This window comes from Paenibacillus sonchi (genome assembly GCF_016772475.1).
GTDB lineage: Bacteria > Bacillota > Bacilli > Paenibacillales > Paenibacillaceae > Paenibacillus_AQ > Paenibacillus_AQ sonchi.
The window spans coordinates 2646290-2660165 of the sequence record NZ_CP068595.1; the positions used below are offsets into that span (position 1 = coordinate 2646290).

Below are 13876 nucleotides of genomic sequence, written 5' to 3' on the forward strand. Positions count from 1 at the left end.
TATGAAGCATCCTTATATTCCCCGCTGATAAGTGATTTATTTACTCCCGGCGCTGGCCGAAGGACTGCTGCCCGGAGAAGCATCCGGCGATGGAGACGGCTCAGGACCAGCCAGTGTATCCTGAACGAATTCCTTCAGCTTGTTTTCGCTGCTGATGCCGAGCACTGCGGAGCCGCCGCTGGTTTTTTCTTCGGTAAGCAGATTCATCGGCGGAATTTGTGCACTGCCGCCCATCGAGCTGTCATAGCCTACAGTAGCCAGCTTCCACATGTCATTAACGTCCAGGTTGGTATCGATATAAGGCGTAACCTGGGATAGAATCGTAGGCAGCTTGATAATGGCAGTTGTGCTGATGACCTTATCTGCTACGGCCTTAAGGAAGCCGCGCTGACGTTCGGTCCGGGTGAAATCGGAAGTGGCATCATGGCGGAACCGCACATATTGCAGCGCCATGTTGCCGTCGAGATGCTGGAAGCCTTTTTTCAGATCAATGTCGTATTCGGGGCCGTCTGCCTTCGTCTTATACACCATATCCTTCTCGACCTCGTAATCGACGCCGCCCACTGCATCCACCAGCTTAATAAAGCCCTGAAAGTCGGTATAGACATAGTATTGAATCGGGATGCCAAGCAGTTCGCTGACGGTCTGCATCGCGGTATTGGGCCCGTGGGTTATCGCTGTATTGATGCGTTCTTTGCCATGCTCAGGGATAGAAACATAGGTATCACGCAATATAGAGAATACATAGAATTTCTTCTTGACCGGGTCAAGGGAGGCAACCAGCATCGTATCCGAGCGGGGGACTTCACCCTTCTTCACTCCGCGCGCATCGACACCCATAAGCAGGATGTTAACCGGTTCGGTGCCTTCCCATTTGGGAGGTTGAACGGTTTCGGCTGAAGGTGAGGGAATTGCTGCAAACGGCGAGTCTTCACCGGTCTTGTGCAGGTTGTCCATCTGATTATAGATTTCTGCAAAATAATAGACTATCCCGCCGATAATCAGGAGAAGTATAATTGCCAGAGTCCAGAGCAGCGGTTTCTTCTTTGACTTGCCGGCTTTTGCGTGCCGTTTCTTTCTTGGTGGCATTTCGTTCTTCCTTTCCCATTCACATTCTCTACATTATAATTTCTTTTAGGTATACAAGCAATTTCGGAATATTCATCCATATTATTAAGGAGAGAAACATTAATGAACAAAATCGAGGTCGGACAAGAAGTGCCGGACTTTACTCTGCCTGCTTCAACAGGACAGAATATCAGCTTAAGCGATTACCGCGGCCGCAAGCTGGTGCTGTATTTTTATCCCAAAAATATGACGCCCGCCTGCACGCAGGAGGCCTGTGATTTCCGTGACGCCGGGGACCCGATTGCCCGGGGCAATGCAGTCGTGCTGGGGATCAGTCCGGACAGCCTGTCTTCCCATGCGAAGTTCATCGAGAAGCACAGTCTGCCGTTTCCGCTGCTCTCTGATGAGGATCATACCGTAAGCCAATTATTCGGGGTCTGGCAGCTCAAAAAGCTGTACGGCAAAGAATTTATGGGCATTGTGCGGTCCACCTTCCTCATTGATGAGCAGGGCATTCTGGTCAAAGAGTGGAGAAAAGTCCGTGTCAAGGGCCATGTCGAAGCACTATTGGGAGAAATCATGAATAAATAAGTATGCTGGTAACGAATTGTAAATGTCTGTAACATTTTTAACAGCTTCCATCAGGCGCTCTCATGATATAGTTGCCTCATATTACTTCAAATTTGGAGCAAGGCATGGTGATGAATGGCATGATGATGCTGCGTATTGGGCTGGACGTCGGATCAACTACGGCCAAACTGGTTGTTATGGAACACGATGTGATTGTATATCAGGATTATGTGAGACATTTTAGCGATATAAAAAAAGCTGCGCTTTCCCTCCTGTCGGATGTGCGGGACAGGTTCCCGGATCGCGAGGCAGCTCTGACTGTAAGCGGTTCCTCGGGCTTGTCCCTCTCGAAGCTTGGCGAGGTCCCGTTTGTGCAGGAGGTTATCGCCTGCACGAAGGCGATCAGCGAGCTGATCCCCCAGTGCGATACCGCTATCGAGCTGGGCGGCGAGGACGCCAAGATTATCTATCTTAGCGGAGGCATCGAGCAGCGGATGAACACGGCCTGTGCGGGCGGCACCGGAGCGTTCATCGACCAGATGGCCTCCCTGCTGCAGACCGACCCGGCGGGTCTGAATGTCCTTGCCGAGCAGCATGAACGAATCTATCCTATCGCATCGCGCTGCGGCGTCTTTGCCAAAAGCGATGTCCAGCCGCTGCTCAATGAAGGCGCCCGCCGCGAGGATGTGGCGGCTTCGATTTTTCAGAGCATTGTCAACCAGACGATCAGCGGATTGGCCTGCGGCCGCCCGATCCGTGGCCGGGTGGCTTTCCTTGGCGGGCCGCTGACCTTTCTGCCCGCGCTGCGGGAGCGGTTTGCCGAGACGCTTGGGCTTAGCGACAGCGATGTGCTGTTTCCGGAGCACTCGCAGTATTTTGTCGCCATTGGTTCAGCGTTGTCGCAGACCGATCCGCTGGTTCTGCCGCTGTCCGGCTGGATGGCCCGGCTGGATGCCGTTGATTTCTCGGCCGACCGTGCCGAGGATGCCGAACTGCAGCCGTTGTTCGCCTCGCCGGAGGCTCTGGAGCAGTTCCGGCTCCGCCACAGCCAGGCAGCAGCTCCGCGTTCGGAGCTGGATACATATCAGGGACCTTGCTACCTCGGCATCGATGCCGGATCTACCACAACCAAGCTGGTGATTACCGGCGCTGCGGATGAAATCCTCTATACCTTTTATGGAAGCAACAAAGGCAACCCCCTGCAGTCCGTCAGCGATGCCCTGAAGGAGATCTACCGGATTCTGCCTGAAGGCTGCCATATTGCCGGTGCATATGCAACCGGTTATGGGGAAGGCCTGGTCAAGGCAGCGCTGCGTACAGACGGCGGCGAAGTGGAGACGGTCGCGCACTACAAGGCAGCCTCCAAATTCATGCCGGAGGTCGATTTCATTCTGGATATCGGCGGACAGGATATGAAGTGCATCAAGATCCGCGGCGGCGCCATCGACAGCCTCATGCTGAACGAAGCCTGCTCGGCGGGCTGCGGCTCTTTCCTGGAGAGCTTTGCGTCCGCACTGGGGCTTGGCATCGGGGAATTTGCCGCAGCGGCACTGGAATCCGCCCAGCCGGTCAATCTGGGCTCCCGCTGCACGGTTTTTATGAATTCCAAAGTGAAGCAGGTGCAGAAGGAAGGGGCCACGCTGGCTGATCTGTCGGCAGGGCTTGCGTATTCGGTCATCAAAAATGCGCTCCAGAAGGTCATCAAAATCCGCAACGCTGACGATCTGGGGCGCAACATCATTGTCCAAGGGGGTACCTTCTATAATGAAGCCGTGCTTCGCGCCTTTGAGCTGCTGACCGGAAGAACAGTGGTCAGACCGGATATTGCCGGAGTGATGGGCGCCTACGGCTGTGCATTGCTTGCCAGAGAGTATGCCGGTCTTGACGGGGTCAGCACCCTGCTGGGACCGGAAGAACTGGAAGCCTTCCAATATGAAGTGTCGCCGGGCCGCTGCAGACTATGCGCTAACAACTGCGCGCTGACGATCAGCCGCTTCCCGGACAAGAGCTTCCATGTCACCGGCAACCGCTGTGAGCGCGGGGCCGGAGGCAAGAAAGAGAAGAATAATCTGCCGAATCTCATGCAATACAAATATGAACGGTTTTTTGATTATGAGGGGCTGTCTGTGGAGCAGGCGGAGCGGGGGACAGTCGGCATTCCGCGGACCATGAACATGTTCGAGAACTATCCGTTCTGGCATACCTTTTTCACCACACTGCGCTACCGGGCGGTGCTGTCGCCGAAATCCAGCAAGAAGCTCTATGAGAGCGGAATGGATACCATTCCTTCAGAATCCATCTGCTATCCGGCGAAGATGGCCCACGGACATGTGCAGAGCCTGCTTGGCAAAGGCGTCGATTTCATCTTTTATCCGGCGGTTGTATACGAGAAGAAGGAAGACGACGCGGCGCAGAACCACTTCAACTGCCCGGTGGTGGCCTCTTATCCCGAAGTGATCCGCAACAATATGGATGGATTAAAAGAAAAAAACATACCGCTCGTGAGCCCGTTTCTGACCTTCGATGATATTCCGGCGCTCACCCGGGTTCTGGTAAAAACCTTCATGGATATCCCGAAGGAAGAAATTGCTGCTGCCGTGCAGACGGGACTTGCCGAAGCCGAGCGGGCCAAAGCTGATCTGCGGAACAAAGGTGAAGAAACGCTGGAGTTCCTTACCCATAGCGGTACCAAAGGCATTCTGCTCTGCGGCCATCCCTACCATGCAGATCCCGAGATTAATCACGGCATCGCCGAGATGATCACGGGCATGGGTCTGGCTGTGCTGACCGAGGATTCTATCTGCCATCTGGACCGCAGTGAAGGGGAAGTGGGCGTGGTTAACCAGTGGACCTACCATGCCCGGATGTACCGTGCGGCCCGTCTGGCCGCCAGCAGGAATGATCTGGAGCTGGTACAGCTGACCTCCTTCGGCTGCGGCATTGATGCCATTACCTGCGATGCGGTTCAGGAAATTTTGGAGCGCAACAACAAGGTATATACCTTGATCAAGATTGATGAGATCAGCAATTTGGGCGCGGCGCGCATCCGTCTGCGGTCGCTGCTTGCGGCTATGCGCGAGCGGGAAAAAGGGGATGTGAAGCCCCAGCTCCTGTATAAAACACAGGCCAACATGCCGTTTACGAAGGAAATGAAGGAAACCTACACCATTCTGGCACCACAAATGTCTCCCATCCATTTTGAGCTGTTCGAACGCGTCTTCCGGGACGCCGGATACCGGCTCAAAATCCTGGAAAGCACCGGGCCGAAGGAGACAGAGGAAGGCCTGCGGTATGTCAACAATGATGCCTGCTACCCGGCGATTGTCACTATCGGGCAAATGCTGTCTGCCCTGAAGAGCGGAGACTATGATCCGGACCGGACCGCTGTAATCATGTCGCAGACCGGGGGCGGCTGCCGGGCAACCAATTATATCTCGCTCTTGCGCAAGGCGCTGAAGGACTCCGGATTAGGGCAGATTCCGGTAATTTCGCTAAATGCCTCCGGAATGGAGAACCAGCCGGGGTTCCGGATCAGCCTGAGGCTGGCCAACCGGCTGATTGCAGCCGCCTGCTATGGCGACCTGATGATGCGGCTGCTGCACCGCTTCAGACCATATGAAGTGATTCCGGGAAGCGCACAGGCCTTGTTCCGCAAAGGGATGGACCGCTGCAAGTCCAGTCTTTCGACCTTTTCGTTCCGGGAATACAAACGGCTGACCCGCGAAATCGTCGCCGAATTCGTTCAGCTTCCGGTGGTCAAGACCGTGAAGCCGCAGGTGGGGATCGTCGGCGAGATCCTGATCAAGTTCCATCCGGACGCCAACAACCACATCATAGAGATGATTGAGGCCGAGGGGGGCGAGGCGGTTATGCCGGATTTCCTGGATTTTATTTTCTATTGCGTCTACAATCCGATATACAAAGCCGAGCAGTTCGGCAAAAGCAAAAAGCTGGGCTTCTTTAATCCGATGCTGATTTCCTACCTGGAAATTTACCGCAAGCCTGTCAAGGCGGCGCTGGAGGAAGCAGGTCTGGCCAAAGGCCGTGAGAATATTTACGGACTGGCCGAGAAGGCCAGCCGCCTGGTCTCCGTAGGCAATCAAATGGGCGAAGGCTGGTTCCTGACCGCAGAAATGATGGATCTGCTGGATAACGGGGTTAATAATATTGCTTGTATCCAGCCTTTTGCCTGTCTGCCGAATCATATTACCGGACGGGGAATGATTAAGGGGCTGAAGGACCTGTATCCCGGCGCCAACATTGCCGCCATTGATTACGATGCCGGTGTCAGTGTCGTCAACCAGGCGAACCGGATCAAGCTGATGATGTCGATCGCCAGCGGGTTGACGAGCAGCACTCCATCCTCTGCCGCAAAGGTGAAAAGAGGCAGTGCAATGAAGCCTGTAGTGGTCGGAAGCATCAGAAGCGACCTGTAAGCTTGCAGTTCAGTGAAATTCAAAGAGCGTACCCTTTAGACGGGGGTACGCTCTTTTTATTTTGGCAACCCATGCTCCAAGGACGAAGCAGGCAGGCTCATTAGGAGATGAGGAGTTATTTTTGCAGTTTCAGCTTGACGCGCATAGCTTTGTTCAGATGAACAAAGTTATGCCTTGTGGCAGGCATCAGTACGAGGCCGGCAATGGTTTTGCCTCCCCAGTAGTCTATCAGCCATTGCTCCGTTTCCTTGACAGCGCCTTCTGCGGAAATTCTGCTGATCTGGGTTGAACGGGGCTTGCTACGGAATTGCCCTGGCTGCAATCCAGCGATAATGGATCGTGTCCCGGCGGCTACGGCCTGGCGATATTCCAGCAAGGCTTCCAAGTCGACGGTTGCGCTGAATTCAGCGATCTCCTGTTCGCTCATCCCGTTTCCGGAATGAATAAAAGGGGTATGGAGCTTATCTGCATAATGTTCTGAATGGAGAATCTGATCACGGTCCGCAGTGAGGATATTCATCGTAATATCCTCGATACGTGCGCTATGCCATATGTGCCACACGATCGAATTGTTGCTGTTAGCCGTATGTACCGGATAACTGCGCATGGTTTGCTCCCGGAGATCTTTTAACAGCTCGTCTTCATAATTGGTCTGCTCCGGGTTGTTGCCGTTTGAGGCGTAGAGGCAGTTATGCAGCTCCAAAAAAAGAGCCGCCGCATTAGCATGCTCTTCCGGCTTTGTAATGATTCGCGTCAGTTGCTGATGGCTGGCATTCCAGATTTTCCGTGCTTCAAGAGACATAAAGGGCTCACCGCTTCCGCTTTAATGTAGGCTTATGCTCTAGATTATATAACAAATCCCAAAGCTGGTTGGTTTTAAAGCGTGTCTGTTTTGCGGCAGAGGCCCACACTAAGGATATGCTGTGGTGCCATGATTTTTTTCAGAAATTTTCAGCAAGTGGTTGACGAATAAATAGGTAAATAGTAAAATAGTTCGCATGCGAATTATTAATAGGTTTACTGAATGGTTGGAGGCGATGAATGTTGGAGGATAGAGAGAAGCAATTGGATGATATCTTTTCTTCATTCCGCTGCATTATCCATAATTTCCAGCAGCTGATGTGGAAGGATGCAGAAAAGCTCAATATCACATCCACGCAGCTAATGGTCTTGCGCAAATTGGAGGCACACCCGCATGTAGGGATTACGGAGCTTGCGGATCTGCTGCATTTGGGAAACAGCGCTGCCAGCGGTGTGGTCGACCGGATGGTCAAGGCTGGACTGATAACCAGACAACGCTCGGAGAGCGACAGACGTATATTTAAGCTGGCAATAACCGACAAAGGCCGGGAGATCAGGGAGCAAAGCAAGCAATCGCTCCGCAGCCATCTGGAGCCCTTGGCGAATATACCGCCGGAGGATGCCAGGGAACTGCTGAGATTGCACCGGGAAATCATTACCATTTTGGAACAAGGGAGAGAGAACAACAAGTTATGAGCACAATAACTGCTAACGCTGCCGCGACGTCGAAGACGATACGCAGAGGTCCCATTATTGCGGCCCTCCTGATCGGCGCGTTCGTGGCGCTGCTTAATCAGACGCTGATGAATGTGGCACTGCCCAAAATGATGGAAGACCTCAAGATTGCCGCCAATACGGCACAATGGCTGACAACAGGATTTATGCTGGTGAACGGGGTGCTTATTCCAATCAGTGCCTATCTGGTGGAGAAGTTTACTACCCGTCAATTGTTTACTACCGCAATGATGCTTTTCTCCATAGGAACGCTGGTCTGTGCTATAGGTACCGGATTTGAGATGATTATGGTCGGCAGAGTGATCCAGGCTGTCGGCGCAGGTATTCTGATGCCGCTGATGAACATCGTATTCCTGCGGATCTTCCCGATCGAAGAGCGCGGCAAAGCGATGGGCCTGATGGCGGTCGCCATGATTTTCGCCCCGGCTGTAGGACCAACGCTGTCCGGCTGGGTGGTTCAGAACTACTCCTGGCGGGTGCTGTTCTACATTGTGCTTCCGCTGGCTGTTTTCTCTACCCTGCTTGGCATGAAGACAATGCAGAATGTCGGAAAGCTGACTTCACCCAGACTGGATAAAATGGGTGTGGTGCTGTCCACGCTTGCTTTCGGCGGTTTGCTGTACGGCTTCAGTGATGCCGGAACAGACGGCTGGAACAGTGCAACTGTGTATGCTTGCCTGATTCTGGGCGTTGTGGCTTTGGCTTTGTTTGTCTGGCGTGAGCTTAAGACCGACAAGCCGCTGCTGGAATTCCGCATTTTCCGTTACAACATGTATTCATTAACTACTGTAATCAACATTATTGTCACAATGGCACTGTATTCCGGGATGATTCTGCTGCCGATTTATCTCCAGACGATCCGTGGCTTTACACCGATGGAGTCGGGACTTATGCTTCTGCCGGGTGCAATCCTGATGGGCATAATGTCTCCGATCACAGGGATTATTTTTGATAAAATCGGCGCCAGATGGCTGTCCGTCATAGGCTTGATTATCACTACAATTACTACTTGGGAGTTCAGCCAGATCACCCATACCACTACGTATACCCACCTGATTCTGACTTACACGGCGCGGATGTTCGGGATGTCCATGCTGATGATGCCAATCGTAACCGCCGGTCTGAACCAGCTGCCGCAGCGTCTGGCTTCACACGGTACGGCAATGTCGAATACCCTGCGGACGGTAGGGGGAGCCCTGGGTATGGCGCTGTTCGTCAGCCTGATGACCAACCGGACGAAGAGCAACATTACAGAAGCCGTAATGAGCGGATCTGTATCCCAGACCGACAAGGCGGCTATGCTCAAGCTTACACAGGACGCAACGATCAACGGGATTACCCATGCATTTACCGTGGCTACCTGGGTGACGGTTGTAGCTCTGGTGCTGGCCTTGTTCATCAAGAAGACCTCACCTCAGCCTGACTTCCTGCAAACGGAAGAGACCGAACCTGTGCAGCCGTCCAAGGTGAAGTCGCAGCAGGCATAAGATCATTTGCATCATCATAAATTATGGTCTGAACCAAAAAAGGACTATCCGCCAGCCTTACCTGGGCTGCTTGGATAGTCCTTTTTCGTACTTGAAATCCGCAGTCTTCCGTAAGAATCGGACATCGTTATTTCAGGATAGAATGCGAGTTCTGATCCTAATTAGGCTATAAGAGCTTATATTTGGCGGCAATTTCTGCTGCCAGTCCGGCCAGCCTGCGGCGGACCGGTTCAGGCTCCAGTACCTCCACAACCGTTCCGAAGCTCAGCAAAAAGCCGTACAGCCAGTTGTTCTCCGCATAAGCTAATCTAACGGTATACCCGCCGTTGCCATCGGCCTCCAGCTCCTCGCAATCAAAGTAGTCCTCCGCCAGATGTCTGCCCTCTGCCGAAAAATGCAGGACAACGGTCTGTGTATTCAGCGGTTCTTTCCAGCCCTCTGTCCAGGGCAGATCCTGCAGGGGAATATCCAGCCGTTCAAAGCTCCGGGCTTCCTTAGCCAGCGACTTCATGCGCAGCAGCTTAAACAGCCGGAAATCCTGGCGCTGTATGCAGAATCCGTATAAATACCACCCCGCACCTTTATGTACAAGCGTATATGGCTCCACAATCCGGTGGCTGATCTGGCCGTCTGCGCTGACATAATCAAAAGCCACGGCAGTGCTCTCCTCCAGCGCTTCCTTCAGCAGAGCCAGGCGCTCCTCCAGCGGACCCTGCAGCCCCCAGGGGGAGAAGTCGACAATTAGCTGGGTAGTTTTGCTGCGGAAGGCATGCGACTTTGAGGGAGGAATCACGCTGCTGATTTTTTCCATAAGCAGGTTGTGTTCTCCGGCTCCGTAAGAAGATACGCTCTGCAGGGCAGTAAAAATATCGGCCAGCTCGCGCTCCGAAAGCACATTGCGGTCCAGCCGGTATCCCTCCATAAGCCCAATGCCGCCATTCGCGCCTTGATAGGTGACGACGGGAATGCCGGCTCCGTTAATACTGTCGATATCACGGTAAATGGTGCGCACAGACACCTCGAACATATCGGCCAGTTCCTTGGCCTGGACCAGCGGGCGGTTCATCAGCAAAATGACAATGGAGAGCAGACGGTCAATTTTCACACAGGCTTCCTTCTTTCGCGTGTATTCATAGGTTCATTATCCCTGTATTCCCGCACAGAATCAAAGGAAACAGCCTTGCAATTTATCTAATATTAGAATAACATCTAATTAGATTATTATATAATATTAGATGTGAGGGATAAGTTGTGAACATGAATATAACAGAGAATGGCTCAATGGAAGTGCTGAAGCGGAAATCTAAGGGGTATTCCAAGTTGTTTGCGGCCGGACTGGTTAACGGCATCGGCGACCGGTTCAGCAGCGTCGCTATGCTGGCGCTGATTCTGCAGGTGACCGGATCGGGGATGGCGGTAGGGATCTCGCTGGGGATGAGGGTGCTCCCTTTTCTGTTCATGGCCCCGCTTGGCGGAATGCTTGCCGGCAGGCTGCCGCGCAAAACAATAATGATGGCCGTTGACTTGCTGCGTGTGCCGGTCGCCTTGTCCTTTCTTTTGGTAGACGGAGCCGACAGGCTCTGGCTGCTGTATGCCGGGAGCTTTATTATGGCGGCTGGGGAAGCCCTTTACAGTCCAGTGCGCAAATCCTCGATTCCGCTGTTGGCCGGTCCTGACTCCTTGCATAAAATCAATAGTCTGGAGCAGCTGATGACCGGCTGTGTGCTGATCCTGGGGGCATTTACAGGCGGACTAGTGTCGCTGTGGTGGGGGCCGGAAATGGCTTTTGTAGCGAATGCCGTCTCGTTCCTGCTGGCTGCTCTTCTGGTCTGGGGCATATCGTTTCCAGCAGCCGTCTCCAGCGGGACTGAACTGCTGGGAGATTCTGTTCCGGCGGAACCGGTTATCCAGAGCCCTCTGAAAAGGACTGGCCGCTGGCAGAGCCTTAGGGTTCTGATTGGCGGCAGTCAGGTGCTGCAGATCATTCTGGCCTATGAATTGCTGGTGCCGGTGATTAATGGATGGGACAATGTGCTGATCAGTGTGTATGCGGTACAGGTGTTTCATGCAGGCGATGTGGGGGTCGGAGCTTTCTATGCCGCACTCGGCACCGGGCTGAGCCTCAGTTTTTTTGCCGGGCGGCTGCTGAAACGGAGGCTGCTCGGGATTGCGCTTGGCGGTTTGCTGCTGGAGGGGATTCTGCTGATGTGCATCAGTGGCAGCAGGCATTTCGGGGTGGCCTTTGTGCTATATATTCTGCTGTCGTTATGCGGGGGGATTGGGAGTGCCTGTCTGGATACGCTGGTGATGCGGGAAACGCCTGCCGCCCAGCAGCCGGTTGTTTTTGGGATATTATCAGCGCTGGGCGGTTCACTGATTGGGCTGTCCATGTTCAGCGCCGGCTGGCTGCTGGAGGTCATGGAGCCGAGGGCATTGGGCTTCGCAGGCGGTGCCGGCTTCGCAGGGGCGGCATTGCTGCTCGGAGTGTTGGCATGGCTGCTCCGTGACCGGAAGAAGATGCCAACGCAACTGCGCCAGTGACCCTAGAAAAACACACTGTTTTTTACTTGGACGGCTCTTTGACCTTAACCACCTGGGTTTCCAGGTTAATGCCTGTTTTGCGCCGGAGCAGCCGGGACCCGATCTTATGCCTGTAGCGGTACAGGATGATAAATGCTGCGACGGCTGCGACGCCTGCGGCAATCCAGATTGCATTTTTCTCTACCAGATGGAAGATGCCCATCCACTGGGGGCCGAATATTTTTCCGATTCCCAGAAAAAGCACTACCCACAGCAAAGCGCCACTGTATGCATAGAGGGCAAACTTACGGAACGGCAGAGCAGTAATACCTGAAAAGTAGCCGGTAAAATGGCGCACCCCGGGATGAAGTAGCCGATGGAAACGAGAATGCTGCCATAACGGTCGAACCAGTGCTGCGTTTTCTCCAGCTTGGTCTCCGAGAACAGAAACCATTTGCCATACCGCTGAATAAAAGGAAGTCCGGCCTTAAGCCCGATAAAATAAGTCACCGTCATGCCAACTGTAGTTCCGGCAAAAGCCACAGCGATCAGCACAAAGAAGTCAAGCTTGCCGGTGTAAGAAAGAAAGCCTGCAAAGGCCATGGTGGTTTCTCCGGGAAAAGGCAGAGCCACAAACTCCAGCAAAAGTCCAAAAAAAAGCACACTATAGCCATAACTGGCGAACAATTCCTGTATCCATTTCAGCATTTCCATAAGTCTTCACTCTCCAAGGGCACCATGCCTAATTCTATTTCCGGGCTTGTCTTCATACAATCTACCAAAAGACGCGAACGCGCCAATAGAAAGCTGGAGGTAGAGAAGATGAAGGGTTGCCCAAAAAATAATGTCCGCCGGGTCGTGCTCGGCGGTTTGCTTACTATGGTAGTTCTGGTCCTTGCATTTGCGGGGCGTACAGTACTCTTTAAGAATAATCTTCCGGCTGCCCTGACGCAAGCTGTGCCTCTGGCACCGCCTGATGCCGGCCGGCTTCAACCGCTGCCAAGCTTTGCTTCAGGCGCAGCATTTTCCATGAGCCTTACTCCTTCACAGGCAGCCGCCCAAACCTCAGCAAAGACTGCAATAAGGGCAGAGGCTGCAGTAAAGAATGGGGCCGCAGTATCCAAAGTTCCTGCCAAACCTCCCCTGCCTGCGCAGACCAAGCAAAAAATAGTCTACTTAACATTTGACGACGGCCCCAGCAAAATCACTCCAAAGGTTCTGGAAATTCTGCGCCGGCAGGGGGTGAAGGCGACCTTTTTTGTGCTTGGGGAGCAGGCCGAACAGCGCCCGGAGCTGATCAGCGCCATATGGGAACAGGGCCATGCCATCGGCAATCATACGTATAATCATAATTACCGTGATTTATATAGCAGCTTTACAGAGTTTTGGTCGCAAATCAAGCAAACCGAGGAGATTGTCCGGAACATCACCGGGGTGCGCCCGCAGCTCGTACGTGCTCCGGGCGGCACGTTCGGACATTTCGACAAGACGTATTTCCGGCTCCTGGCGCAAGCCGGCTATTCCGTAATGGACTGGACGGCGGATAGTGGTGATTCCAGGCGCAAAGGGGTGCCTGCTGCGGATATATTGCGGGAATCTGTAGCAGATCTGACCGCTTCCCGGGTAATCCTGCTGCTTCATGACGGAGGCGGCCACGAGCAGAGCGCCAAGGCCCTGCCGGAGATTATCAAGCGCTATAAAGCCGCTGGATATACCTTTGGCGTGCTGGACGGGGAGGTGCAGCCAGTCCAGTTCAGAGTATCTGCCTCCGCTGCCGGAGCGGGTCATGCCCAGCCTTCCAAAGCATGGATTGCTGCGAATATCCTTCCTAACCTTGAGCTGTTCACACCGGGCAAGGCGCTGGCCCTGGAGGTTGGCCTGCTGGAAGCCAAGCTGCTCCCCGGAGAGTACACCATCAGTGGAGGGCAATATAAGGTGCCGCTGCGTGCAGCAGTTGAAAGGCTTGGGGGGAAGGTCAGCTGGGAGGTGTCCAGCCGCTCCGGCAGGGTGGTCTGGAATGGCCGGACCATCCTGGCGGATGCAGCGCATCAGCAGCTCACTGTAACGGATGGGGACGGCAGACAGCAGATCCGCAGTGCGGACGTGCAGCTCATCGGCTCTTCGCTATGGGTCTCCCTCCGCGGGCTGCTGGATGCTGCCGGACACCCGCCGCTGACCGCAGCAGTGACTGCGGAGGAACGCAGAGTAAAGACGCTTTGAAATGTAGCAAAGCTGGAGGTCTGGGCACCCTTTTTCGTG

9 protein-coding genes and 1 pseudogene are annotated in these 13876 nt (G+C 53.8%); 6 read left to right on the plus strand and 4 right to left on the minus strand.

Annotated features, from left to right (window positions below; genetic code table 11):
- Positions 1 to 36: 36 nt before the first annotated feature.
- The gene (locus JI735_RS12160) at positions 37 to 1089 is read right to left on the minus strand and encodes an LCP family protein (RefSeq protein ID WP_051052347.1); all 1053 of its coding nucleotides are present in this window, start codon (positions 1087 to 1089) and stop codon (positions 37 to 39) included.
- Between the two features lie 102 nt (positions 1090 to 1191).
- On the opposite strand from JI735_RS12160, the gene bcp reads away from it, so the two are divergent.
- Both bcp and JI735_RS12170 read left to right on the plus strand, forming a co-directional pair.
- Positions 1192 to 1659 (plus strand): thioredoxin-dependent thiol peroxidase, encoded by a 468-nt coding sequence (gene bcp / locus JI735_RS12165; protein WP_039839704.1) that lies wholly within the window; start codon positions 1192 to 1194, stop codon positions 1657 to 1659.
- Between the two features lie 125 nt (positions 1660 to 1784).
- Positions 1785 to 6074, plus strand: coding sequence for a 2-hydroxyacyl-CoA dehydratase (locus JI735_RS12170; RefSeq protein ID WP_233476466.1), 4290 nt, complete (start codon positions 1785 to 1787; stop codon positions 6072 to 6074).
- 115 nt (positions 6075 to 6189) lie between these two features.
- On the opposite strand, the gene JI735_RS12175 is transcribed toward JI735_RS12170, so the two are convergent.
- Positions 6190 to 6876, minus strand: a complete 687-nt coding sequence (locus JI735_RS12175) for a hypothetical protein (RefSeq protein ID WP_039839697.1) — start codon at positions 6874 to 6876, stop codon at positions 6190 to 6192.
- Positions 6877 to 7115: 239 nt separating this feature from the next.
- On the opposite strand from JI735_RS12175, the gene JI735_RS12180 reads away from it, so the two are divergent.
- The gene (locus JI735_RS12180; protein WP_039839696.1) at positions 7116 to 7571 is read left to right on the plus strand and encodes a MarR family winged helix-turn-helix transcriptional regulator; all 456 of its coding nucleotides are present in this window, start codon (positions 7116 to 7118) and stop codon (positions 7569 to 7571) included.
- On the plus strand, positions 7568 to 9097 hold the full coding sequence (locus JI735_RS12185) for a DHA2 family efflux MFS transporter permease subunit (protein WP_039839693.1): 1530 nt from the start codon (positions 7568 to 7570) through the stop codon (positions 9095 to 9097). The genes JI735_RS12180 and JI735_RS12185 overlap by 4 nt, the downstream gene beginning before the upstream one ends.
- A 166-nt stretch (positions 9098 to 9263) precedes the next feature.
- Here the strand turns inward: JI735_RS12185 and JI735_RS12190 are convergent, their stop codons facing one another.
- A complete protein-coding gene (locus tag JI735_RS12190; protein WP_039839690.1) occupies positions 9264 to 10202 on the minus strand; it encodes a helix-turn-helix transcriptional regulator in 939 nt (312 codons plus the stop codon).
- 152 nt (positions 10203 to 10354) lie between these two features.
- Between JI735_RS12190 and JI735_RS12195 the strand changes: the two genes are divergently transcribed.
- On the plus strand, positions 10355 to 11638 hold the full coding sequence (locus tag JI735_RS12195; protein ID WP_039839688.1) for an MFS transporter: 1284 nt from the start codon (positions 10355 to 10357) through the stop codon (positions 11636 to 11638).
- Positions 11639 to 11660: 22 nt separating this feature from the next.
- Here JI735_RS12195 and JI735_RS12200 read toward each other — a convergent pair.
- Positions 11661 to 12331 (minus strand): annotated as a pseudogene (locus JI735_RS12200) (DedA family protein).
- 108 nt (positions 12332 to 12439) lie between these two features.
- On the opposite strand from JI735_RS12200, the gene JI735_RS12205 reads away from it, so the two are divergent.
- The gene (locus JI735_RS12205; protein ID WP_039839685.1) at positions 12440 to 13837 is read left to right on the plus strand and encodes a polysaccharide deacetylase family protein; all 1398 of its coding nucleotides are present in this window, start codon (positions 12440 to 12442) and stop codon (positions 13835 to 13837) included.
- Positions 13838 to 13876 lie beyond the last annotated feature (39 nt).

What these genes read in the sequence shown, in the direction of transcription:
- JI735_RS12195 (WP_039839688.1), top strand. Translation starts at nt 10,355, where the DNA reads ATGAATATAACAGAGAATGGCTCAATGGAAGTGCTGAAGCGGAAATCT.
- bcp (WP_039839704.1), top strand. Translation starts at nt 1,192, where the DNA reads ATGAACAAAATCGAGGTCGGACAAGAAGTGCCGGACTTTACTCTGCCT.
- JI735_RS12180 (WP_039839696.1), top strand. Translation starts at nt 7,116, where the DNA reads ATGTTGGAGGATAGAGAGAAGCAATTGGATGATATCTTTTCTTCATTC.
- JI735_RS12205 (WP_039839685.1), top strand. Translation starts at nt 12,440, where the DNA reads ATGAAGGGTTGCCCAAAAAATAATGTCCGCCGGGTCGTGCTCGGCGGT.
- JI735_RS12185 (WP_039839693.1), top strand. Translation starts at nt 7,568, where the DNA reads ATGAGCACAATAACTGCTAACGCTGCCGCGACGTCGAAGACGATACGC.
- JI735_RS12160 (WP_051052347.1), bottom strand. Translation starts at nt 1,089, where the DNA reads ATGCCACCAAGAAAGAAACGGCACGCAAAAGCCGGCAAGTCAAAGAAG.
- JI735_RS12175 (WP_039839697.1), bottom strand. Translation starts at nt 6,876, where the DNA reads ATGTCTCTTGAAGCACGGAAAATCTGGAATGCCAGCCATCAGCAACTG.
- JI735_RS12170 (WP_233476466.1), top strand. Translation starts at nt 1,785, where the DNA reads ATGCTGCGTATTGGGCTGGACGTCGGATCAACTACGGCCAAACTGGTT.